The sequence below is a fragment of the Mycolicibacterium chubuense genome (genome assembly GCF_001044255.1).
GTDB lineage: Bacteria > Actinomycetota > Actinomycetes > Mycobacteriales > Mycobacteriaceae > Mycobacterium > Mycobacterium chubuense.
Window position 1 is genome coordinate 326,192 of the sequence record NZ_JYNX01000060.1, and the last position, 22,264, is coordinate 348,455.

At 69.6% G+C, this 22,264-nt stretch carries 19 protein-coding genes; 11 read left to right on the forward strand and 8 right to left on the reverse strand.

The features are described from left to right. Positions 1–23 precede the first annotated feature (23 nt). On the reverse strand, positions 24–1,166 hold the full coding sequence (locus MCHUDSM44219_RS22380; protein ID WP_048420513.1) for an enhanced intracellular survival protein Eis: 1,143 nt from the start codon (positions 1,164–1,166) through the stop codon (positions 24–26). A gap of 128 nt (positions 1,167–1,294) precedes the next feature. Here MCHUDSM44219_RS22380 and MCHUDSM44219_RS22385 point away from each other — a divergent pair, with 128 nt between their 5' ends. Then, positions 1,295–2,191 carry an Rv0045c family esterase gene (locus tag MCHUDSM44219_RS22385; RefSeq protein ID WP_048420396.1) on the forward strand — a complete coding sequence of 299 codons (897 nt, stop codon included), beginning with the start codon at positions 1,295–1,297 and terminating at the stop codon, positions 2,189–2,191. Here MCHUDSM44219_RS22385 and MCHUDSM44219_RS22390 read toward each other — a convergent pair. Further along, positions 2,168–3,601 (reverse strand): Ig-like domain-containing protein, encoded by a 1,434-nt coding sequence (locus MCHUDSM44219_RS22390; RefSeq protein ID WP_053081351.1) that lies wholly within the window; start codon positions 3,599–3,601, stop codon positions 2,168–2,170. The two genes, MCHUDSM44219_RS22385 and MCHUDSM44219_RS22390, sit on opposite strands and share 24 nt — an antisense overlap. A 285-nt stretch (positions 3,602–3,886) precedes the next feature. Here MCHUDSM44219_RS22390 and MCHUDSM44219_RS22395 point away from each other — a divergent pair, with 285 nt between their 5' ends. The 5 genes from MCHUDSM44219_RS22395 (at position 3,887) to MCHUDSM44219_RS22415 (ending at position 9,918) form a co-directional block, all read left to right on the forward strand. Continuing rightward, positions 3,887–5,956: a PhoX family protein gene (locus MCHUDSM44219_RS22395; protein WP_048420398.1), complete on the forward strand. Its 2,070-nt coding sequence runs from the start codon at positions 3,887–3,889 to the stop codon at positions 5,954–5,956. A 46-nt stretch (positions 5,957–6,002) separates the two neighbouring features. Beyond that, positions 6,003–6,794, forward strand: coding sequence for an LLM class F420-dependent oxidoreductase (locus MCHUDSM44219_RS22400; protein ID WP_048420399.1), 792 nt, complete (start codon positions 6,003–6,005; stop codon positions 6,792–6,794). Positions 6,795–6,865: 71 nt separating this feature from the next. Continuing rightward, positions 6,866–8,662 carry an ABC transporter substrate-binding protein/permease gene (locus tag MCHUDSM44219_RS22405; protein WP_048420400.1) on the forward strand — a complete coding sequence of 599 codons (1,797 nt, stop codon included), beginning with the start codon at positions 6,866–6,868 and terminating at the stop codon, positions 8,660–8,662. After that, positions 8,662–9,399 carry an amino acid ABC transporter ATP-binding protein gene (locus MCHUDSM44219_RS22410; protein ID WP_048420401.1) on the forward strand — a complete coding sequence of 246 codons (738 nt, stop codon included), beginning with the start codon at positions 8,662–8,664 and terminating at the stop codon, positions 9,397–9,399. Before MCHUDSM44219_RS22405 ends, MCHUDSM44219_RS22410 begins: the two co-directional genes overlap by 1 nt. A 78-nt stretch (positions 9,400–9,477) precedes the next feature. Beyond that, a complete protein-coding gene (locus tag MCHUDSM44219_RS22415; RefSeq protein WP_048420402.1) occupies positions 9,478–9,918 on the forward strand; it encodes a MarR family winged helix-turn-helix transcriptional regulator in 441 nt (146 codons plus the stop codon). A 3-nt stretch (positions 9,919–9,921) separates the two neighbouring features. On the opposite strand, the gene ggh is transcribed toward MCHUDSM44219_RS22415, so the two are convergent. Beyond that, entirely contained in the window at positions 9,922–11,262 is a 1,341-nt protein-coding gene (gene ggh / locus MCHUDSM44219_RS22420; protein WP_048420403.1) for a glucosylglycerate hydrolase, read from the reverse strand. A 54-nt stretch (positions 11,263–11,316) separates the two neighbouring features. Here ggh and MCHUDSM44219_RS22425 point away from each other — a divergent pair, with 54 nt between their 5' ends. After that, the gene (locus MCHUDSM44219_RS22425) at positions 11,317–11,982 is read left to right on the forward strand and encodes an SDR family oxidoreductase (RefSeq protein ID WP_048420404.1); all 666 of its coding nucleotides are present in this window, start codon (positions 11,317–11,319) and stop codon (positions 11,980–11,982) included. A gap of 39 nt (positions 11,983–12,021) precedes the next feature. Here the strand turns inward: MCHUDSM44219_RS22425 and MCHUDSM44219_RS22430 are convergent, their stop codons facing one another. Both MCHUDSM44219_RS22430 and leuS read right to left on the reverse strand, forming a co-directional pair. Next, positions 12,022–12,876 (reverse strand): type IV toxin-antitoxin system AbiEi family antitoxin domain-containing protein, encoded by an 855-nt coding sequence (locus tag MCHUDSM44219_RS22430; RefSeq protein WP_048420405.1) that lies wholly within the window; start codon positions 12,874–12,876, stop codon positions 12,022–12,024. Between the two features lie 98 nt (positions 12,877–12,974). Next, positions 12,975–15,830 carry a leucine--tRNA ligase gene (gene leuS / locus MCHUDSM44219_RS22435; protein ID WP_048420406.1) on the reverse strand — a complete coding sequence of 952 codons (2,856 nt, stop codon included), beginning with the start codon at positions 15,828–15,830 and terminating at the stop codon, positions 12,975–12,977. Between the two features lie 198 nt (positions 15,831–16,028). On the opposite strand from leuS, the gene MCHUDSM44219_RS22440 reads away from it, so the two are divergent. Together MCHUDSM44219_RS22440 and MCHUDSM44219_RS22445 are read left to right on the forward strand one after the other, a co-directional pair. Continuing rightward, a complete protein-coding gene (locus MCHUDSM44219_RS22440) occupies positions 16,029–16,970 on the forward strand; it encodes an LpqN/LpqT family lipoprotein (protein ID WP_048420407.1) in 942 nt (313 codons plus the stop codon). Between the two features lie 74 nt (positions 16,971–17,044). Next, positions 17,045–17,401, forward strand: a complete 357-nt coding sequence (locus tag MCHUDSM44219_RS22445; protein ID WP_048420408.1) for a hypothetical protein — start codon at positions 17,045–17,047, stop codon at positions 17,399–17,401. Here MCHUDSM44219_RS22445 and MCHUDSM44219_RS22450 read toward each other — a convergent pair. After that, positions 17,398–18,003, reverse strand: coding sequence for a YqgE/AlgH family protein (locus MCHUDSM44219_RS22450; RefSeq protein WP_048420409.1), 606 nt, complete (start codon positions 18,001–18,003; stop codon positions 17,398–17,400). The genes MCHUDSM44219_RS22445 and MCHUDSM44219_RS22450 overlap by 4 nt on opposite strands. Before the next feature lie 126 nt (positions 18,004–18,129). On the opposite strand from MCHUDSM44219_RS22450, the gene MCHUDSM44219_RS22455 reads away from it, so the two are divergent. Together MCHUDSM44219_RS22455 and MCHUDSM44219_RS22460 are read left to right on the forward strand one after the other, a co-directional pair. Then, a complete protein-coding gene (locus tag MCHUDSM44219_RS22455; protein WP_048420514.1) occupies positions 18,130–19,425 on the forward strand; it encodes an MFS transporter in 1,296 nt (431 codons plus the stop codon). Positions 19,426–19,435: 10 nt separating this feature from the next. Continuing rightward, entirely contained in the window at positions 19,436–20,215 is a 780-nt protein-coding gene (locus tag MCHUDSM44219_RS22460; protein ID WP_048420515.1) for a TIGR03084 family metal-binding protein, read from the forward strand. A 7-nt stretch (positions 20,216–20,222) separates the two neighbouring features. On the opposite strand, the gene MCHUDSM44219_RS22465 is transcribed toward MCHUDSM44219_RS22460, so the two are convergent. Together MCHUDSM44219_RS22465 and MCHUDSM44219_RS22470 are read right to left on the reverse strand one after the other, a co-directional pair. Beyond that, the gene (locus tag MCHUDSM44219_RS22465) at positions 20,223–20,717 is read right to left on the reverse strand and encodes a hypothetical protein (RefSeq protein WP_048420410.1); all 495 of its coding nucleotides are present in this window, start codon (positions 20,715–20,717) and stop codon (positions 20,223–20,225) included. 5 nt (positions 20,718–20,722) lie between these two features. Beyond that, positions 20,723–22,207 (reverse strand): CCA tRNA nucleotidyltransferase, encoded by a 1,485-nt coding sequence (locus MCHUDSM44219_RS22470; RefSeq protein ID WP_048420411.1) that lies wholly within the window; start codon positions 22,205–22,207, stop codon positions 20,723–20,725. Positions 22,208–22,264: the final 57 nt, after the last annotated feature.

A 22,264-nucleotide genomic window follows, 5' to 3' on the forward strand; every position in this document is an offset into this window, starting at 1 on the left:
CTCCCCGCAGTTTCGCGTTGGGGCTAGAAGCCGTAACCCAGCTCGGCCGGGACGTCGACGGCGAACGCCGCGTCCAGCGCGGCTAGTACCTGAGAGTCGTTGCAGCGCAAGCGGTGTGCGGTCGCGAACGACGAGGCGCGGTGCGTCCCGAGATAGAGGCTGCCCAGCACCGACACGTCGGTGTGCACGTCGGCGTCGGCGGTGGTGGGTGCACAGTGCGCATGGCCGTCGCGCACCTGCAGTGCGAACCGGCCGCCGCGACCAAGGAACTCATCGGAGATCTCCAGCACCACAGACAGATCCGCCGCGTAGGTGCGCGCCTGCAGCACGGCCGGGATGTCGAGCATCCGCAGCCAGAGCCCGTCCTCGACACTGGTGGTGCGTACCCGGCGGGGATCGGTGAGCAGGTAGGGCAGCAACGCGCCGGGATGGGTGTGGATGCCGATCGTGTCCTTGAGATCCAGCCCCAGCAGCACCCGCCACAGCGCGATCTCCGCCTCCGCGGTCGCCGCCGCCAGCTTCGTCACCTCGACGGTGGTCTTCTCGTCACTGCCGTGCAGCCGGTAGAACGCGAAGCCGTCCGGATGCAGCAGGCAGTAATGCGGCGTACCACCGCTTCTCGACCCCTCGCGGTCGGCCAGGATCTCGTCCCACAGCCGGGCCGGGGTGTGCAGGCCGCCGGGAGTCCGGCGCCGCCATCGCTCGTCGATGTCCTCGAGCTGCGCGCGATGCTCGGCGGGCCGCACGATGCGGACACCGCCCGGATCGGGCACCGCGGGATGGAAGCGTGCGCCGCGGCGGTGCACCTCGAGCCGTTCCCACACCGTCGCGGCGCCATAGCCGAAGCGGCCGTAGATCTCCGCCTCACTGGCCTCCAACCCGGCGATCGGGTAGGCGTCCATCCGCCGGTGCAGTTCGTCGAACATGCCGCTCAGCGCCCCCCGCCGCCGGTGGGTCGGTGCGACGGCGACCATCGACACCCCCGCCATCGGCAGCACCGCTCCCCCGGGCACGGTCAGCTCGAGATCGAGGAACAACGCCGTACCGACCACGTCGTCCCCGTCGCAGGCGACCACGGCGCTGTCCGCCGGCATCATCGACCGCCACACCGCGGCGGTCTCCTCGGACCGCCAGACCCCGAACCCCGTCGCGGTGATCAAGGCCATCGCCGCCCAGTCGGCCTCCTCGGCGCTACGGAACGTCAGGCTCTTCGGATCGGTGTGCACGGCCTCGACGGTGGCACACCCGGCACGGCGCACGCATCCCAATATCGGCCGGTGCGTACTGTTTGCCCATGGACGACAGCGACGACGAGCTGGCCAGCCTGTCGGAATTCATCTTCCTCAAAGAGAACGCCACCCAGGCCGGGGTGACGGGGCCGCTGCCGGCGGCGACCCGCGTCGACCACGGACCGATCAGCGCACTGCGGTACGGCGACGACGCGCCGCGCGTGGTGTTCCTGCACGGCGGCGGGCAGAACGCCCACACCTGGGACACCGTGATACTCGGGCTCGGCCTGCCCGCGCTGGCCATCGACCTTCCCGGCCATGGCCGTTCGGCGTGGCGCGAGGACGGTGACTACGGGCCGAAGAACAACGCGGTCGCGGTCGAACCGGTGGTGCGGGAGCTGGCCGGCGACGCCGACCTCGTCGTCGGCATGTCGCTCGGCGGTCTGACCGCACTGCGGTTGGCGGTGACCGCGCCGGACCTGGTGCGCAAGCTCGTCCTGGTCGACGTGACACCGTCGGCACCCGAACGGCACACCCAGATGACCGACGCGCAGAAGGGCACGGTCGCTCTCGTGCAGGGGGAGCGGAGCTTCCCGTCGTTCGACGCGATGCTCGAGGTGACCGTGGCGGCGGCACCGCACCGTGATCGGGAATCGTTGCGGCGCGGCGTGTTCCACAATGCCAAGCGGCTCGACGACGGCACCTGGACGTGGCGCTACGACTCCATCCGGAAAGCGGAGGGATTCGAGGGCCTGTGGGACGACGTGCCGCGGCTCTCCACGCCGACGACCCTGGTCCGCGGCGCGAAGTCGTTCTTCGTCAACGACGACGACGCTGCCGAATTCGCCCGCACCGCGCCGGGATTCCAGCGCGTCCACATCGTCGAGGACTCCGGGCACTCGGTGCAGAGCGACCAGCCGCGGGTCCTCGTCGAGTTGCTACGCGGCGTCTTGGCCGACTGAACTCCCCGCCCTGCGGCGCCGCCGGACCAGCACGAGCAGCCCGGCGAACGCCAGCGCCGAGTTCTGCGGCGTGACCACCTGATAGCCGAGATCCTTCAGGATGCCCACCTCGACCGCGCTCAGCGCCCGCACACCGGGGCCTTTTCCGGCCTTGGCGTTCATCAGCTGATCGTCGGCGCCGACGAACGTGGTGTCGTCGAGGTGGCTCATGGAACTGCCGCTCTCCCAAGGGTTCGGCGTGTACAGCGGGACCGGGCCGCCGTACGCCGCGACCGCGTTCGCGCCCCCGAAGAACAAGCCCCCACTGGCGCCGGTGAGCCGCGCATTGTCGGCGGTGTTCCAGGTGTAGAACGCACTGATCGGTTTGTGACCGTCGGCGGCCACGACGAACCGGTCGAACGATGTCCAGGAGCGACCCGTATTGCTTCCGGCCTTGTTGATCTGGGACAGGAAGCCGAGCGTGTGCAGCAGTTCGTGCAGTGCGGTCGACGTGAAGTCGTACTCGTCGGCGGCGATGCTGTCGTCCAATCCCCAGGCGTAGCTGAAGTTCCAGTCGATCTGGCCGTCGGCGGCCGACCCGTTGGAGTCGACCCCGGTGATCAGCTTGTTCTGCACGACGGTGCGCCAGAAGCCGGCGTATCCGGAGGTGAGCGCGCTGCCGGCCGAAGCGAGGCTGCCCGCATCGGTCTCCACACCCACGTCGTAGGTGAGCGTGACCGGCTTGGTCACCATGACGTATCCGGTGAGTCGTCTGGCCACGTCCTGCAGTGCCTGCTGCCGCTCGGGAGTCCAGGCGGTGCCGCCGTCGGTGTAGCGGAACTGAAAGGTGATGGCGCCCTGGTTGATCAGTGACGTGGCGCTGGTCCCGAACGGCCGGAACGGGCTGCCGTCGAGGACGGCGACGCGGAAGGTGTCGACGCCGTCGAACTTCTCGTTGGGCGTGTAGGTGTAGGTCCCGTCGTCGGCGAGTTGCACCAAGCCCTCGCGTGGTGACCGCCGGATCCGGTAGGTGAGCGGGTCGCCGTCGGAGTCGCTCGCACCGATCGTTCCGGTGATCGGACCGTCGACCTGACCGGTGAGCTGGATCGGGGTCACGGTCGGTGCCTTGTTGAAGAGGGTGCTTCGGGTCGAGGTGGCGACGGTTTCGGTGGCGACGGTGCTGGTGTCGACGGTGCTGGTGTCGACGGCCCGCGCGGCGGATGCGGGTTCGGCGTCGGCCACGCGGTCCGCCCGCCGCGCCTGACGTGTCTCGGCCCGGGCCGCGCGGCGCTCGGCTCGTCGCTGCGCCCCGGTGGTGCGGGCCGTGTCGGCCCGGTGCGCTGTCGACGGACCGGCAGACGCCGAGGTCTCGCTGGTGCCGTCCGCCGCGGCGACGCCGGTCTGCGGCCCGAGCAGCGAGAATCCCAGCAACGCCGCTCCGACACCGGCCGATGCCGCCCCGAGCGCTAGCCAGTGCGCGCGCGGCCGGCTTCGAGCTGCACTTTCGTAGCTGTATCCGTCACTATTTGACCCTCTCGTCAACAGTGCTGGACAGGCTATACCGGGAACGGCAGCAACACCAGCAAATGCGGTTTTCCTGAACACTCGCTGTTAACCCGCTGGTCGCCTGCTGCTCGTCGGAGTGTCGTACGGTGCGGGCGGTCCGGCCGGCAGCCCCCGGCCGGAGGTCCGCGTGGGAAGGAACCGGAAGATCTCATGGCGCTCGTGCCGCTGAACCTGTTCGTCAGCCACGACGGGAAGTCCCGTCGGCAACACATCACGTGCGTCTTTAAGTGCGGCGACGCGTGCTCCAAGCCGGTGCCCAACCGGAGCGACAACGAGTACTTCGGCGACATCGCCAAGGTCGTGTCCCGCCGTTCGATCCTGCAGGCCGGCAGCGTCGCGGTGCTCGCCGTCGGCGCCGGATCCGCGCTCGCGGCATGCTCATCGCCGACCCAGCCCGCGCCGACGTCGTCGTCGGCGCCCGCCCCGGCCTCTCCCCCACCGGGCATGAACTTCGCGTCGGTGGCCCCCAACAGTGAGGACGCGGTCGTCGTCGCCGACGGCTACCGGCAGGCCGTCGTCATCAGCTGGGGCGACCCGATCCTTCCCGGCGCGCCCGCCTTCGACGTCGCCAAGCAGACCGGCGCGGCCCAGCGCGGCCAGTTCGGGTTCAACAACGACTTCGCCGGGTTGCTGCCGATCCCCGGCCGGCAGAACCGCTTCCTGCTGGTCACCAACTTCGAGTACGTCACCCCGCAGTTCATGTTCCCCGGCTTCGACGCCGACGCCCCCACCCGCGAGCAGTTCGAGGTCGAGCAGGCCGCGGTCGGGATGGGCGTGGTCGAGGTGGAGCGCACCCCCGACGGTCTGAAACCGGTGATGGGCTCCTACAACCGGCGCGTCACCGCCGACACCCCGTTCACCCTGACCGGTCCCGCAGCGGGCAGCGATTTCGTCAAGACCGCCGCCGACCCCGCCGGACGCACCGTGGCGGGCACGTTCGCCAACTGCTCGGGCGGCGTGACGCCGTGGGGCACCGTGCTGTCCGGGGAGGAGAACTTCCACGAGTACTTCGGCGCCGCCGACGGTGCGCCGGCGCCGGGCCCGGTCGACGCCGACCGCAGGGACCGCTACGGCGTCGCGGCCGAACCCACCGCCCTCAAGTGGGAGACGTTCGACCCGCGCTTCGACCTGACGAAGACGCCCAACGAGGTCAACCGGTTCGGCTACGTCGTCGAGCTCAACCCGTGGGACCCCGCGTCGACCCCGGTGAAGCACTCCGCGATGGGGCGCCTCAAGCACGAAGGCGCCACCATCTACGTCACCGACGACGGCACCGTGGTCGCCTACACCGGCGACGACCAGCGCTTCGACTACATGTACAAATTCGTCTCCGCCAAGAAGGTGCAGCCCGGCACCGATCCGGCCGCGATGGCGCACAACATGACGATCCTCGACGAGGGCACGCTCTACGTCGCCAAGCTCTCCAGCGACATCCCGCCCTCGGAGATCGACGGCTCCGGCACTCTGCCGGCGAAGGGCTCGTTCAGCGGCACCGGCACCTGGCTTCCGCTGCTGCGCAGCGGGCCCGGTGGGCAGGCGCAGTCACTGGTCGACGGCGTCACCGCACAGGAAGCCGCGGTGTTCACCCGGATGGCCGCCGACAAAGCCGGCGCCACGAAGATGGACCGCCCCGAGGACTTCGAGGCCAACCCCAAGACCGGCAAGGTCTACGTGGCGCTGACCAACAACGACGAACGCGGGGCGCCCGGCGAGGCCGCTCCCGACGCCGCCAACCCGCGCAACGACAACAAGAGCGGACAGGTCCTCGAGATCACCGATGACCACGCGGGCACCGACTTCACCTGGGAGCTGCTGCTGGTGTGCGGTGACCCGAAAGCGGCCGACACCTATTTCGCGGGATTCGACAAGAGCAAGGTCAGCCCGATCTCCTGCCCGGACAACCTGGCCTTCGACAGCCACGGCAACCTATGGATCTCCACCGACGGCAACGCACTCGACTCGAACGACGGACTGTTCGCGGTCGCGCTCGACGGCCCCAATCGCGGTGAGGTGAAACAATTCCTGACCGTTCCCCTGGGCGCGGAGACCTGCGGACCGATCGTGACCGACACGCTGGTGACGGTGTGCGTGCAGCACCCCGGGGAGAACGACGACAACAGCATCGACAACCCGCAGTCGCGCTGGCCCGAGGGCGGCAACGGCACGGCGCGGCCGTCGGTGGTGGCAGTGTGGAAGGACAACGGGCAGATCGGTCTCTGAACGGTTGCGCGCGTTTGCGTCTGCTCGCGAGAGGCTATCTTGAGGCATGACCCGACCCGTGCGTATCGGCGTGCAACTGCAGCCACAACACTCCACCGAATACCGCCACATCCGGGACGCGGTGCGCCGCTGTGAGGACATCGGCGTCGACGTCGCGTTCAACTGGGACCACTTCTTCCCGCTGTACGGCGACCCCGACGGCGCACACTACGAATGCTGGACGATGCTCGCCGCGTGGGCCGAGCAGACCTCCCGCATCGAAATCGGCGCCCTGGTGACGTGTAACTCCTACCGCAACCCCGAGCTGCTCGCCGACATGGCCCGCACCGTCGATCACATCTCCGACGGCCGGCTCATCCTCGGTATCGGATCCGGTTGGAAGCAGAAGGATTACGACGAATACGGCTACGAATTCGGCACCGCGGGCAGCCGACTCGACGACCTCGCCGCGGCGCTGCCGCGCATCGAATCCCGGCTGGGCAAGCTGAATCCCGCTCCGCTGCGCGACATTCCGATTCTGATCGGTGGGCAGGGCGAGAAGAAGACCCTGCGCCTGGTCGCCGAACACGCCGACATCTGGCACGGCTTCACCGACCGCTCCACCTACCCCGGCAAGGCCGAGGTGCTCGACCGCCACTGCGCGGACGTCGGGCGCGACCCCTCGGCGATCGAGCGCTCATCGGGCGTGCCCGAGGGCAGCGAGGACGCCATGCTCGCCGGAGCCGAGGCCCTGGTCGGCCTCGGTGTCACGCTGCTGACGATCGGCGTCAACGGTCCCGACTACGACCTCACCAAGGCCGAGGCGCTGTGTCGGTGGCGGGACCGCCAGGCGGGCTGACCGGCGCGGCATTGCACTCCGATTGAGCCGAACCTTCCGGCCCTGGCGCGCGGCCCACTACGTTGCTTGAGATGAGCAGCAAGCGGGTACCGCGCCTGACCGTGAAAAGTTTCGTTCTGGTCCTGGTGGCGGCGATGATCGCGGCGATGGGGTTCGCCGCCCCGGCGGGCGCGCAGGTGGATCAATGCGCCCCGCCCGGGGTGCAGAGCGCCAGTGCGCTGCCGACCAATCTGGCGGCCGCGGCCACCGGCCCCGCCGAAGACAAGTACACGACCGCCGGCGTGCGTCCGCTGCAGGACATCGACATCAACGCGCTGGGCTTGTCCAGCCCGGGCACGCTGACGGTCGGCACCCTGTCCGATGCGCCGCCCAGCATCTGCATCAACTCAGCCGGCCAGTTCACCGGGTTCGACAACGAGCTGCTGCGGGCGGTCGCCGACAAGCTGGGCCTGAAGATCAACTTCGTCGGCACCGAGTTCTCCGGCCTGCTGGCACAGGTCGCGTCCCGCCGCTTCGACGTCGGCTCCTCGTCGATCACCACCACCGACGCCCGGCGGCAGACCGTCGGCTTCACCAACGGATACGACTTCGGTTACTTCTCGCTCGTGGTTCCTCAGGGCTCGCCGATCACCGGGTTCGACAAACTCGCCGCGGGTCAGCGCATCGGCGTCGTGCAGGGCACGGTGCAGGAGGCCTACGTCATCGACACCCTCAAGCTGCAGCCCGTGAAGTTCCCCGACTACAGCACGCTCTACGCAAGCCTCAAGACCCGCCAGCTCGACGCCTGGGTCGCGCCGTCGCAGCAGGCGCAGGGCACCGTGCAGCCGGGTGACCCCGCCGAGATCGTCGAAAACACCTTCAGCCTGGACAATTTCGTCGCGTGGGCGGTCGCGAAGAACAATCAGCCGCTGATCGACGCGCTCAACTCCGGCCTCGACGCGATCATCGCCGACGGCACCTGGTCGCGGCTGTACTCCGACTGGGTGCCGCGCGCCCTCCCGCCGGGCTGGAAGCCCGGATCCAAGGCCGCACCCGAACCGAAGCTGCCCGACTTCGCCGCGATCGCCGCGGAGAACCAGTCGAAGGCCACCCCCGCGCAGGCCGCGGCGCCGCCGTCGACACTGTCCCAGCTCGCCGCGTCGTTCCTGGACTGGGACCTCTACAAGCAGGCCATCCCGGACCTGTTCAAGACCGGTCTACCCAACACCCTGATCCTGACCTTCGCCGCCAGCGTGATCGGACTCGTGCTCGGCATGGCGCTCGCGGTCGCCGGCATCTCGACCTCGCGGTTACTGCGCTGGCCCGCCCGCATCTACACCGACATCTTCCGAGGCCTGCCCGAAGTGGTGATCATCCTGCTGATCGGGCTCGGCATCGGACCGGTGGTCGGACAGCTGACCGGCAACAACCCCTACCCGCTGGGGATCGCCGCGCTCGGCTTGATGGCCGCCGCGTACGTCGGCGAGATCTTCCGGTCCGGCATCCAGAGCGTGGACCCGGGACAGCTGGAGGCGTCGCGCGCGCTCGGCTTCAGCTACGCGACCTCCATGCGGCTCGTCGTCATCCCGCAGGGCGTGCGCCGGGTGCTGCCCGCGCTGATGAACCAGTTCATCTCGCTGCTCAAGGCGTCGTCGCTGGTGTACTTCCTCGGCCTGATCGCCAACCAGCGCGAGCTGTTCCAGGTGGGCCGCGACCTCAACGCCCAGACCGGCAACCTCTCACCGCTGGTCGCCGCCGGACTGTTCTACCTCGCCCTGACCATCCCCCTCACCCACCTGGTGAACTTCATCGACACCCGGCTGCGCCGCGGCCGCCGGCCCGACGAGGAGGACCCGCTGCTGACCTCGACCTCCCAGGAGATGAACTGATGACGACGACGACCGCGGTCTCGCTGGCCGCCACCGACCTGCACCTGTCCTTCGGCCCGAACGCCGTGCTGCGCGGCGTCGATCTCGACGTCGCCGCCGGCACCTCGACGGCGGTGATCGGACCGTCCGGGTCGGGCAAGTCCACACTGCTGCGCACTCTCAACCGGCTCTACGAACCCGATCGCGGGGACATCCTGCTCGACGGGCGGTCGGTGCTGCGCGACGACCCGGACGAACTGCGGCAGCGAATCGGCATGGTATTCCAGCAGTTTCAGCTCTTCCCGCACCGCACCGTGCTCGACAACGTGACGCTGGCGCCGCGACGGCTCAAGGGCCTGGACGCCGACGCCGCCCGCGAGCTGGGACTCGCGCAGCTGGATCGGGTCGGACTGCGGCACAAGGCCGACGTGCGGCCGGCCACGCTGTCCGGTGGGCAGCAGCAACGCGTCGCGATCGCCCGCGCGCTGGCGATGTCCCCACAGGTGATGTTCTTCGACGAGGCCACCTCGGCGCTCGACCCCGAACTCGTCAAAGGGGTGCTGGCACTGATCGCCGAACTGGGGGCCGACGGCATGACGATGGTGATCGTCACCCACGAGATGGACTTCGCCCGATCCTTCGCCGACGCGGTCGTGTTCATGGACCGCGGACAGGTCGTCGAGACGGGACCCCCGGAGCAGGTCTTCGAGAAGGCCGAGACCGAACGGCTTCAGCGCTTCCTGTCTCAGGTGCTTTGACGCACCTGTCAAGTTTTTTTCTGCAAAGCCGCTGACCGGACGGTCCGCAAGCCCCCGACAGGTTAGACTGGCGAAATTATGACGGGCACGGAGACGCAGGTCAGCGAGGTCGCGGGCGAACTGCAGCGCGTGCTGGCCAAGGTGATGTCCGTGCTGCGCCACACCGGGAAGACGGCCACCGCCGGGGACCTGACGCTCGCTCAACTGTCCATTCTGCTCACGCTCCTGGATCAGGGCCCGATGCGGATGACCGAGTTGGCGGCCCACGAACGCGTCCGCACGCCGACCACCACGGTGGCCATCCGCCGGCTCGAGAAACTCGGCCTGGTCAAGCGGTCCCGTGACCCGTCGGATCTGCGCGCGGTCCTGGTCGAGATCACCCCCGAGGGCCTGTCCCAGCACCGGGATGCCCTGGCCTCCCGGCAGGCTCACCTGGCCGAGTTGCTCGCCAAGCTCAGCGAGGACGAGCTCGCCGCACTGACCAAGGCGCTCGCGCCGCTCGAGCGCATCGCCGAATAGCGCTCAGCCCAACCAGTCAAGCACTGCCGCGGCGGTCCACGACTGCTGCATACTGCCCAACGGCTCGCCGGTGAACGGCTCGTAGTACTCGGCGAACGTGCCATCGCTGGCTTGTCGCAAGCCTTCCCGCCGCAGCGTCGAGGACCGTTCGGCCCAACCGCGCCGCGCGAAGCACCACGAGAACAACCACGTCATCACCGGCCACACCGGACCCCGCCAGTACTCCCGCGAGCGGAAGTCACGCGACACCGGCGACGTCGACGGGATCAGCGCGTACGCGAGATCGGGATGCCCGCTGAACCGCGGGCCCTCCAGCAGCCGGATCAGCGCCCGCTCCCGGTCGTGCGGCAGGACGCCGCACAGCAGCGGCGCGAACTGCGCCACCGTCTCGGTCGCGATCCACCTCTCCGCGCGCACGTCGTAATCCCTTGCAGCACCGGTTCTTTCGTCGCTGGTCGCGACCACGCCCGCGCGGAAACGCTCCGCCCAGGAGTACAGGTCCTTCACGTCGGCGTTCGGGCGCTTGTGGTCCTCGCCGATCTCGGCCAGCACCTGGCACGCCACCGAGAAGATGGCCGAGACGAACACGTCCTCGACCGCGAAACTCATGGCCTTGGACAGCAATTCATCGTCGAAGCGGACGGCCTTCATCTCCTCGACCAGCCAGAGGTAGCGGTCGTACTCCATGTCGCTGGGCCGCTGGCTGGCGTCGGTGTTGATCTTGTTGTCCTCGCGCTGGTACTCGGGCACGTCGCCGGGAATCACGTTGGCGTACGGGCTGTCCCAGCGTGGGGAGTTGTCCATGCCGGATTCCCAGCCGTGGTACAGGGTGACGCGGCCGCGGCCCCTCTGATCGCGGCACTCGGCCAGCCACCGGTGCCAGCGCACCAGATCGCCCCAGCGCCGGTCGAGGAACGCGTCGGCGACAGCACGGGTGGACCGGCCGCGCCGACGGGCGTGGTCGAGGATGCGCTGCACGGCGATCGCGTGCACCGGCGGCTGGGTGATGCCTGAGGTGTGCCGGCCGCGCGGCGCGTCGGGGGACAACGCCGAACACGCCCAGCGGGCCGGGCCCGGGAAATACCCGTCCACCCCGTTGGCGAACACGATGTGCGGGATCATGCCGTTGCGCCACTGCGCCGACAGCAGCGTGTCCAGTTCGACGACGGCCCGCTCGACCGACAGCGGGGCAAGCCCGATGGCCACGAACGCCGCGTCCCAACTCCACATGTGCGGATAGAGCAACGGCGCCGCGGTGGTCATCGTGCCCAGGTCGTTGCCGCGCAACAGGTAGGCCGCGCGGGCGGCCAGTTGCGTCGGGGCAAAGCTCGGATCGTGGGGCATCGCCTCCCATGATGCGACCTCTTCGCCCGCCGCGCAGGTCGGTAGTGTCGGCGTGTGCCGACTGCCATGATCACCGGAGCGTCCGGAGGCCTCGGAGCCGCGCTGGCCGACGCGCTGGCTCCGACGCACACCCTGTTCCTCGCGGGGCGTCCCTCGGAGCGGCTGGACGCGGTGGCAGAGCGGCTCGGAGCGACCACCTGGCCCCTCGACCTCGCCGACCCCGACGCGATCCCCGCCGTCGTCGAACCCATCGTCGAGCTGGACGTGCTGATCCACAACGCCGGCGTCGCCTACCCCGGGCGGGTGGCCGAGACCACCGTCGACCAGTGGCGCTCCACGATGGCCGTCAACGTGATCGGCGCTGTCGCGCTGACCCTCGAACTCCTGCCGGCGTTGCGCGCCGCGGGCGGGCACGTCGTGTTCATCAACTCCGGCGCGGGCATCAACGCATCGCCGGGGCTGGCGTCGTATTCGGCAAGCAAGTTCGCGCTGCGCGGTTTCGCCGACTCGCTGCGCGCCGACGAACCGTCGCTGCGGGTGACCTCCGTGCACCCCGGCCGCATCGCGACGGCGATGCAGGAGGACCTCGTCGCCTATGAGGGCCGTGAGTACGACCCCGGGCAGTACCTCAGCGTGCAGACCGTCGCCCGCGTCACTGCCGACGCGATCAACGCACCCAGCGACGCGCACGTCCACGAGGTCATCGTCCGGCCCCGGTAATGGGATTTCGGCGTAGTTCGTCACCCTCAGCGTGACCAACTACACCCGAATCGCAGCCTTGATGGTCGCAAGGACGCGCTCCGGATATTCGGTCAGGTCCAACCAGGTGAAGCGCAACACCTGCCAACCCTGCAGAGCGATCACGTTCTGTCGTTCCCGATCGCTCTGGAACGTCGCCTGATCGCTATGGAACGCCCAGCCGTCCACTTCAATCACCACCTTCGCGCCGCGGAAGGCGACATCGACCATATATCCACCGATACGCACGTTGGCACGCCAACCGGTGATCCCCGACGACCGCAAAAGTCCGGTCAAGATTCTCTCGGCCGTGGAATGCGTGCCATCCGCGGCCTGTAGCAGGATGCGGGCGGCGGGTGAACCGTGGCGGCCCTTGTTCCGCAGGTGCGCGCTCCACAGCTGCTGAAGCGTCGCCTCCCGTTGGAGTGCCCGATCCATCACCGCCCGGTTGCCGGATCCGCGTACCGCAGCCTCCAGGGCGGTCAACGGTAAGGCTGTGACTTTCAGGCCTCTGCACTCCACGACATCACCCGTCTTCAGATCCCGCCGACGCACGCGCGCCCCCGGCCGCTTACGTCCGCTGCCATGGCGTGGCGTCGTCATTTCGACATCGACCGGCGCGTACCTGGTGAGGCCGTGCCACCACGCGGCGGCAAGTCCGCTGGCCACTGCATGCTCGCCGAACGACCACACTGCTGCACGCACCCGGGCAGCGTCGGTGAAGGGGCGGTCTTCGACGAAGTAGACACCCCGGGCGCACTGACGCCACTCGCCGGACTGGACCCTCCGGTTCACCGACTGTCTGCTCAACCCCACGGAAAGGGCCTGGCCCGCGGTGATCACTCCGTCGTGCCGGCGGAGGTAGTCGTTCAGCACACCTTCATGGACGCACCGGCGGCCGAACCGGTTCCGTGACGCGCGATTCGGGTGTCGTTGGTCAACGTCAGCGTGACCAACGACGCCGAAATCGCGAGTTAGACGACGATGTTGACCAGCCGGCCCGCCACCACGATGACCTTCTTCGGCATACGGCCGTCGAGGAAGGCCACGACCTTCTCATCGGCCAGTGCAGCCGCCTCCACGGTGTCGGCGACGGCATCCGCAGCGACCGTGACCCGGCTGCGCACCTTGCCGTTGACCTGCACCGGATACTCGACAGTGTCGTCGACCAGGTACTGCTCGTCGGCGATCGGGAACGGGCCGTGGGCCAGCGAGCCCTCGTGGCCGAGCCGCGACCACAGCTCCTCGGCCAGGTGTGGCGCAAGCGGCGCCACCATCAACACCAGCGGTTCGAGCGCGGCGCGCGCCGTGACCGACTGCTTGGTCAAATGGTTGGTGTACTCGATCAGCTTGGCCGCGGCGGTGTTGTTGCGCAGCCCCGCGTAATCGTCCGCGGCGCCGGCGATGGTGCGGTGCAGCAGCCGCAGCGTGGCCTCGTCGAGCGCGTCGTCGGTGGCACGCACTGCACCGGACTCCTCATCGACCACCAGGCGCCAGATCCGTTGCAGGAAGCGGTATGCACCGACGACGTCCTTGGTGGCCCACGGCCGCGACGCCTCCAGCGGGCCCATCGACATCTCGTACACCCGCAGCGTGTCGGCGCCGTAGTTGTCGCAGATCTCGTCGGGCGACACTGAGTTCTTGAGGCTCTTGCCGATCTTGCCGAACTCCTGGCTGACCTCGATCTCACCATCCGGCCCGGTCCAGAAGAACCGTCCGTCGCGCTCGATGACCTCCGCCGCCGGCACGTACGTCCCGCGCGCGTCGGTGTAGGCGAACGCCTGGATGTAGCCCTGGTTGACCAGGCGCCGATACGGCTCGCGGGAGCTGACATGCCCGAGGTCGTGCAGCACCTTGTGCCAGAACCGGGAGTAGAGCAGATGAAGCACCGCATGCTCGACGCCGCCAACGTACAGGTCGACGCCACCCGGGTCGTCCGGGCCGTGCTCGGCCGGGCGCGGCCCCATCCAGTACGCCTCGTTCTCCTTGGCGCACATGGCTTCTGCGTTGTAAGGGTCGGTGTAGCGCAACTCGTACCAGCTGCTGCCGGCCCACTGCGGCATCACATTGGTGTCCCGGGTGTAGGGCTTGGGCCCGTCGCCGAGGTCGAGTTCGACGTTGACCCAGTCGGTGGCCTTGGCCAGCGGCGGCGACGGCTCGCTGCCGGCGTCGTCGGGGTCGAACAGCACCGGAGAGTAGTCCGGCACGTCGGGCAGCTCCACCGGCAGCATGTGCTCGGGCAGGCCGTGGGCGCGGCCGTCGGCGTCGTAGACGATCGGGAACGGCTCGCCCCAGTACCGCTGGCGGGCGAACAGCCAGTCGCGCAGCTTGTATTCGATGCGGGCGCGGCCCCGGCCGTCGGCGGTGAGTCGCTCGGTCATGGCCGCCTTGGCCGCCGCCACGTCCATGCCGTCGAGGAAACCGGAGTTCACCATCAGGCCCTCACCGGTGTACGCCGCCTCCGATATGTCCCCGCCAGTAACCACTTCCACGATCGGCAGCCCGAACTCGGTCGCGAAGTCCCAGTCCCGCTGGTCGCCGCCGGGCACCGCCATGATCGCGCCGGTGCCGTAGCCGGCCAGCACGTAGTCGGCGATGAACACCGGAACCTGTTGTCCATCAGCGGGATTGGTGGCGTACGCGCCGAGGAACACGCCGGTCTTGGTCTTGTTCTCCTGGCGCTCCAGGTCGGACTTCGCCGCGATCGCGGCCCGGTAGGCGGCCACCGCCTCGCGCGGGGACGACGCACCGTAGGTCCACCGCGAGTCCACCCCGTCGGGCCACTCGGCGGCGACCAGGTCGTCCACCAGATCGTGCTCGGGTGCCAACACCAGATACGTCGCACCGAACAGCGTGTCCGGGCGGGTGGTGAACACCTCGACGTCGCCGGCGGGGGTCCCGAACAGCACGCTGGCGCCCGTCGAGCGGCCGATCCAGTTGCGCTGCATCGTCTTGACCTTCTCTGGCCAGTCCAGAACCTCGAGGTCGTCGAGCAACCGGTCAGAGTACGCGGTGATGCGCATCATCCACTGCCGCAGACGTTTCCGGAACACCGGGAAGTTGCCGCGCTCACTGCGGCCGTCAGCGGTGACCTCCTCGTTGGCCAACACTGTGCCCAGACCGGGACACCAGTTGACCACCGAGTCGGCCAGATAGACCAGCCGGTGCCCGTCGATCACGTCGGCGCGCTCACCGCTGCTCAACGACGACCACGGCCGGCCGTCGCCCGTCGCCCGGGTGCCCGCCTCGAACTCGGCGACCAGCTCGGCGATGGGACGGGCCCGGTTGCGCTCCGGGTCGAACCATGCGTTGAAGATCTGCAGGAAGATCCACTGCGTCCACTTGTAGAACTCGACGTCGGTGGTGGAGAAGCTGCGGCGCGCGTCGTGGCCGAGGCCGAGCCGCCCTAGCTGGCGGCGGAAGTTGACGATGTTGGCCTCGGTGCGGGTGCGCGGGTGCGTCCCGGTCTGGATGGCGTACTGTTCGGCGGGCAGACCGAACGCGTCGAAACCCAACGCGTGCAACACGTTCCGTCCGGTCATCCGGTAGTAGCGGGCGTACACGTCGGTGGCGATGTAGCCGAGCGGATGCCCGACGTGCAGCCCCTCCCCCGATGGGTACGGGAACATGTCCTGGACGAACATCTTGTCGGCCGGCACCGGTGTGCCGTCGGGCGCGGCCAGCGAGCCGACCGGGTTGGCGACGTCGAAGGTTCCGGCTTCGGTCCACCGCTGCTGCCAGGAGCGCTCGATGTCCCCGGCGAGCTCCGCGGTGTAGCGGTGCGGCGGGGTGTCGTCGGCGGCATGGTGCGCAGTCGGCGTGTCGGTCACGTGATCAGCGTATAAGCCGCTTGGTGGCGGCCCCGCGGGCCACGGGTTGATCTCGGTTCCGTTGCGGATGCGTCAGGGCTTGGTCCCAGGTCGATTCCAGCCCTGGTGAGCGTGTCGAGCCCGTGGATACATTGCTCGCCTGACCCGGGTGCGCTTGGCCCGGACCGTCGGGAAAAGGGATTGGGAGGACTTCACTCGATGAGCGAAAACGGCCGTCGCTGGCGGGTTCTGGCGGGAGGGATCGGCGCATGCGCCGGTGTCGCCGTTGTGCTGGGCGTCACGGGCACGGCGTCCGCGCAGCCACTCCCTGTGCAGCCGACGCTGCCGTCGCCGGCCACGATCGCCCAGCCGGTGCCGGCCGCGCCGAACGTCGTGCCCCTGCAGCCGGGTGTGACACCCGCCACTGCCGGGGTGGCCGCCGTACCCGCCGGCGTCACGGCCGCGACTCCGCCCGCCGTCCCTGCCGCGCCCGCGCCGACGATCGTGCCGGCGACCTCAGGCACGCTCAGCGACTTCTTCGCCGCGAAGGGCATCACCCTGGAGCCGCAGTCCAGCCGTGACTTCCGCGCGCTCAACATCGTGCTGCCCATGCCCCGCGGCTGGCAGCACATCCCCGACCCCAACGTGCCGGACGCGTTCGCGGTCATCGCCGACCGCGTCGGCGGCAACGGCCTGTACTCGTCGAACGCGCAGGTGGTGGTCTACAAGCTGGTCGGTGGGGACTTCGATCCCAAGGAGGCGATCAGCCACGGCTTCATCGACGCCCAGCAGCTGCCCGCGTGGCGCTCCACCGACGCATCGTTCACCGACTTCGGCGGGATGCCGTCCTCGCTGATCGAGGGCACCTACCGGGACAACGCGATGACGCTGAACACCTCCCGGCGCCACGTGCTCGCGACGGTCGGCCCGGACCGCTACCTGGTGTCACTGGCGGTGACCACGAGCGTCGACCAGGTGGTGGCCGCCGCGGACGCCACCGAGGCGATCGTCAAAGGCTTCAAGGTCAGCGTGCCGTCCGCGGCGCCCCCACCCGGAGTGCCCCTGGGCGCCCCGCCCGCACCGGCGCCGCCGGCACCCCCAGCTCCCGCTGTCCCCGCTGTGGCGGCCCCCCCGCCGCAGCTGCTGGGACTGCAGGGATAAGCGACGTCGTCCCCCGGGCGAAGCCTGGCGCCCGGGGGACGGCGGCCCGCTGCCGACGCCGTATCCTCTGACCCATGATGGTCGCCGCAATGCTGTGTCTCGGCGTCGCCGCCGTGACCGCGGCGCTGGGCGTCTGGTCGCTGACCCGGCCGGTGTCCGACGACTTCGTCCGTCAGGTGCTGCGCGGGGTCGCCCCGACACAGCTGGCCGCGGCGGTGATGCTCGCCGCCGGCGCGGTGGTCGGTTTGTCGGCTCCGCGGCCGACGTCGACGGTGGTGCTGCTGGTGTGCATCGGCGGTGCGCTGGCGACCGTGGCCGCAGGATGCTGGCAGAGCGCCAAGGTCGTGGCCCGCGCGAACGCCCGCGTCGCGGCGGGTGCGGACAGCTGCGCGGGGGCGTGCGCCTCGTGCACGCTGTCCTGCGACCGCTAGTTGCGGCTGAGATCGATGGGGTGTGTCGCGAGCAGCGACAGCGGCATCGGCTGACGACGCAGCACCCGCCCCCACAGGTCTACCCGTGGCTCCACCAGCACGTCTGACGGCAACGCGGACAACACGATCCAGTCGTCGCGCTCGATCTCGCCCTCGAGTTGGCCGATGGTCCAGCCCGAGTACCCGGCGAAGATGCGCACCCCCTCGACCAGCGGGGCGATCGCGTCGGGGTCGGCGTCCAGGTCGACCATCGCGATCCGGCCCTGCACGTGGCGAAGGCCATTGACGCCGGCCGGGTCCACGCCGACGCGCAGCGTCGCCAGGCACAGCGCCGCGTCGCGTTTGACGGGTCCGCCGATGAACATGGTCTTCGGTTTGGTCGCGAGCTTCACCCATTGCGGGAGGACGTTGTACACCGCGGTCTCGCTCGGCCGGTTGAGCACCACGCCCAGGGTGCCGCCGTCGTTGTGCTCGACGACGTAGATGACGCTGCGCCGGAACGTGGGTTCCAGCAGATCGGTGTTGGCCAGCAACATCGTGCCCGCGCGGACCCGGTAGGCCGCGGGTGCGACGAAATCCTCCGGATCCTCTGGCTGCGCCACCCGACCATTCTGTCATCACCGTCGTCTGCCGGAGGCGAACAAGCGGGGCCCGCCCGGATATTTGTACTGTGGCTCCGGTAGCGACATCTCTCGACGCAGCCACCACTCTCCTAGGACGTGAATCCCGTGCCCGACGATCGCGCACCTCGCGCAGCGTGGCGTTCGGTGTGGGCCTCGACCAGGTCCCTGCCCGAGTTCCGTCGCCTGTTGGAACTGCGGGCGGTCAGTCAGTTCGGTGACGGCCTGTTCCAGGCCGGGCTGGCCGGTGGGCTGATCTTCAGTCCCGAGCGGGCGGCGGGTCCCTGGCAGATCGCCGCGTCGTTCGCGGTGCTGTTTCTGCCGTACTCGCTGCTTGGCCCGTTCGCCGGCGCGCTGCTGGACCGCTGGGACCGCCGGGTGGTCCTCATCGCCGCCAACCTGGGCCGAATGGCTATGGTCATCGCGGTCGGGCTGCTGCTGGCCGCGGGCGTGGGTGATGTGCCGATCCTGTTGGGCGCGTTGATCGTCAACGGGCTGACGCGATTCGTGTCGTCCGGGCTGTCGGCCGCGCTACCGCATGTGGTGCCCCGCGAACAGGTAATGGCGATGAACTCCATCGCCACGGCCACCGGCGGCGCGGCGGCGTTCTTCGGCGCGAACTTCATGCTGCTGCTGCGCTGGCTGTTCGGCGCTGGCGACGCCGGCGCCTCGGTGATCATCTTCCTGGTGGCGGTGCCGGTGGCGCTGGCGCTGTGGCTGTCGGTGCGCTTCCCGCCGCGCATGCTCGGCCCGGACGAAAGCATCCGCGCGGTGCACGGGTCGGTCGCCTACGCGGTGGCCACCGGGTGGGTGCACGGCGCGCGCACCGTGCTCGCGGTGCCGACCGTCACCGCGACGCTGGCCGGGCTGTCGGCGCACCGGATGGCGTTCGGTCTCAACACACTGCTCGTGCTCGTGCTTGTGCGCCAGAGCGACTCCGCCTCCGTCGCAGGTCTCGGCACCGCCGCCCTGTTCCTCGCCGCAGCGGGACTCGGCAGCTTCCTGGCCAACGTCGTCACCCCGACGCTGGTGCGGCGATGGGGCCGCTACGCCACCCCGATCGGGGCGCTGGCCTTCGCCGCGGCGGTGCAACTCTGTGGCGCCACCCTGCGGCTGCCGGTGATGATCGCGTGCGGCTTCCTGCTGGGCGGCGCCGGTCAGGTGGTGAAGTTGTGCGCGGACACCGCGATGCAGATCGACGTCGACGACGCGCTGCGCGGCCACGTGTTCACGGTTCAGGACTCGCTGTTCTGGATGGCGTTCATCCTCGCCATCGCTGCGGCGGCGTTCGTCATCCCGGCCGACGGCCATGCGCCGGGACTGGCGGTCGCGGGCACCGTCGTCTATCTCGCGGGGCTGGCGGTCTACGCGACGGTCGGTCGCCGGCGCCGACAGCCGGGCTAAGGTGACCGGCATGGCCGGAGCTGCCCCGATGGTCGCGGACCTGCGCGCCGAGAGCGACGACCTGGACGCGTTGGTAGCCGACCTGCCGGCGGACCGGTGGGCGACCGACACTCCCGCCGAGGGCTGGACGATCGCCCATCAGATCGCCCATCTGCTGTGGACCGACCGCGTGGCGCTGGTCGCCGTCACCGACGAAGCAGCGTTCGCCGCGGACATCGTGTCGGCGGCCGCGCAGAATCCCACCGGGTTCGTCGACGCCGCGGCGGAGGAACTCGCGGTGACTCCGCCCGCGCAGCTGCTCGCCGACTGGCGACACACGCGCACCGCCCTGCACGACGCCCTGCTCACCGTCGAGGACGGCCACAAGCTGCCGTGGTTCGGGCCGCCGATGAGCGCGCCGTCGATGGCCACCGCCCGGCTGATGGAGACCTGGGCGCACGGCCTGGATGTGGCCGACGCGCTCGGAGTGACGCGGGTCCCGACGGGCCGGCTGCGCTCGATCGCCCATATCGGTGTGCGCACGCGCGACTTCGCCTACACGGTGCACGGGCTGACGCCGCCGGCCGAACCGTTCCACGTGAAACTTCACGCGCCGGACGGCGCGGAATGGTCCTGGGGCCCCGACGATGCGGCGCAGCGGGTGAGCGGGTCGGCCGAGCACTTCTGCATGCTCGTCACGCAGCGTCGCGCGCGGTCGGAACTCGACGTCGTCGCCGTCGGACCCGACGCCGAGCAGTGGCTGACGATCGCGCAGGCGTTCGCCGGCCCACCCGGGCGCGGCCGCGGCTGATCGGAGGTCAGAGGCTGTCGGCGCTGTCGGCGGCGCCGTCGTCGTCGGTGTCGACCAGGCGGACATCCCAGCGGCCGTCACCGTCGATGTCGACCCACGCCGTCCCCGCCCCGAACGCCCGGTCTGCCAACCCGTCACCGTCACTGTCGGTCAACCGCTCCGCTGCCTGCCCGTCCCCGTCGAGGTCCACCGTCGCGCTGTCCGCCGGGTGCTCCACCCCGTCGAGCCCGAGCCAGCGCACCGCGGCTGCCCGGTCTGCGCTCACCGCCCAGGTACCGGTCCCATCGTCGGTGACGTACGCCTCCCCGTCCCCGCCGAAGTCCAGCACCCCGTGGTCGGCCCACCCGTCGACGTCGAGGTCGGCGAGTGCGTCGTCGAGAAGGCCGTCGCCGTCCAGATCGAGCGTCACGGCGTCGCGCAGCCCGTCACCGTCGACATCGGTGGTCGGGTCGGCGCTCCATATCGTCGCCGAGCCGTCCGGATCGCCCAGGCAGTACTCCATACCTGTCAGACGCGCGGCTCACCCTTCTCGTTCCACCACGTCAAGAGTTCCTCGATCGCTTCCTCGCGGCTGAGCGGGCCGCGGTCCAGCCGCAACTCCTTGAGGTGATTCCACGCCTGCCCGACCTGCGGCCCGGGCGGGATGTCGAGGATCTGCATGATCTCGTTGCCGTCGATGTCCGGCCGCACCCGCGCCAAGTCCTCCTTGGCCGCCAATTCGGCGATGCGGTGCTCGAGGTCGTCGTAGTTGGCCTGCAGCCGTGCGGCCCGGCGTTTGTTGCGCGTGGTGCAGTCGGCGCGCACCAGCTTGTGCAACCGGCTCAGCAGCGGGCCGGCGTCGGTGACGTACCGGCGCACCGCCGAGTCAGTCCACCGGCCCTCGCCGTACCCGTGGAACCGCAGGTGCAGATAGACCAGTTGCGAAACGTCATCGATCATCTGCTTGGAGTATTTCAGCGCGCGCATCCGCTTGCGGGCCATCTTCGCGCCGACGACCTCGTGGTGGTGAAAGCTCACGCCGCCGTCGGGTTCGTGCTTGCGGGTGGCGGGCTTACCGATGTCGTGCAGCAGCGCCGCCCAGCGCAGCACCAGGTCCGGGCCGCCGCCTTCAGAACCGAGGGGTCCCTCGAGGTCGATCGCCTGCCGCAGCACGGTCAGCGAATGCTGGTAGACGTCCTTGTGCTGGTGGTGTTCGTCGATGGCCATCCGCATCGCCCCGACCTCGGGCAGCACCACCTCCCCCAGCCCGGTCTGCACCATCAGGTCGATCCCGGCCACCGGATCGGCGCCCAGCAGCAACTTGTCCAGTTCGGCGGCCACCCGCTCGACACTGATCCGGCCCAGCTGCGGCGCCATCTCCTCCAGCGCGCGGTGCACCCGCGGCGCCACGGTGAAACCCAGCTGCGACACGAACCGGGCCGCGCGCAGCATGCGCAGCGGGTCGTCGCCGAAAGACACCTCCGGCGCGGCGGGAGTGTCGAGGGTGCGGGCCTGCAGCGCGGTCAGCCCGCCCAGCGGATCGAGGAAGTCACCGATGCCCCCGGGCCGATCGGGGTCGATGCGGACCGCCATCGCGTTGACGGTGAAATCGCGGCGCACCAGGTCGTCGTCCAGGTTGTCGCCGAAGGACACCTCCGGATGCCGCGTCACCTGGTCATACGAATCGGCGCGGAACGTGGTCAGTTCCAGCCGGTCACCGTTCTTGCCGACACCGAGCGTGCCGAACTCGATGCCGGTGTCCCACAGTGCGTCGGCCCACCCGGCCAGCAGCGCCTTCATCTGCTCGGGGCGGGCGTCGGTGGCGAAGTCCAGATCGGTGCCCAGCCGGCCCAGCAGCGCGTCCCGCACACTGCCGCCGACCAGATAGAGCGCGTGCCCCCGCTCGGCGAACAACCGTCCGAGCCCCTCGAGCACCTCGCGATGCCGGTTCAGCGACACCTGCGCAGCGGCCAGCAGTTCGGGGACATCTCGTCCGGACGTGGGCTCAGGCACGTCCGGTGAGCCTACTGGTCACAGGCATGTCACCGACCGGCGAGTGCGGCGTGGGCT

Coding starts and splice junctions, on each gene's coding strand:
- MCHUDSM44219_RS22410 (WP_048420401.1), top strand. CDS start 8,662: ATGACGACGACGACCGCGGTCTCGCTGGCCGCCACCGACCTGCACCTG.
- MCHUDSM44219_RS22400 (WP_048420399.1), top strand. CDS start 6,003: ATGACCCGACCCGTGCGTATCGGCGTGCAACTGCAGCCACAACACTCC.
- MCHUDSM44219_RS22380 (WP_048420513.1), bottom strand. CDS start 1,166: ATGGCCTTGATCACCGCGACGGGGTTCGGGGTCTGGCGGTCCGAGGAG.
- MCHUDSM44219_RS22385 (WP_048420396.1), top strand. CDS start 1,295: ATGGACGACAGCGACGACGAGCTGGCCAGCCTGTCGGAATTCATCTTC.
- MCHUDSM44219_RS22395 (WP_048420398.1), top strand. CDS start 3,887: ATGGCGCTCGTGCCGCTGAACCTGTTCGTCAGCCACGACGGGAAGTCC.
- MCHUDSM44219_RS22460 (WP_048420515.1), top strand. CDS start 19,436: ATGGCCGGAGCTGCCCCGATGGTCGCGGACCTGCGCGCCGAGAGCGAC.
- MCHUDSM44219_RS22445 (WP_048420408.1), top strand. CDS start 17,045: ATGATGGTCGCCGCAATGCTGTGTCTCGGCGTCGCCGCCGTGACCGCG.
- MCHUDSM44219_RS22405 (WP_048420400.1), top strand. CDS start 6,866: ATGAGCAGCAAGCGGGTACCGCGCCTGACCGTGAAAAGTTTCGTTCTG.
- ggh (WP_048420403.1), bottom strand. CDS start 11,262: ATGCCCCACGATCCGAGCTTTGCCCCGACGCAACTGGCCGCCCGCGCG.
- MCHUDSM44219_RS22440 (WP_048420407.1), top strand. CDS start 16,029: ATGAGCGAAAACGGCCGTCGCTGGCGGGTTCTGGCGGGAGGGATCGGC.
- MCHUDSM44219_RS22415 (WP_048420402.1), top strand. CDS start 9,478: ATGACGGGCACGGAGACGCAGGTCAGCGAGGTCGCGGGCGAACTGCAG.
- MCHUDSM44219_RS22465 (WP_048420410.1), bottom strand. CDS start 20,717: ATGGAGTACTGCCTGGGCGATCCGGACGGCTCGGCGACGATATGGAGC.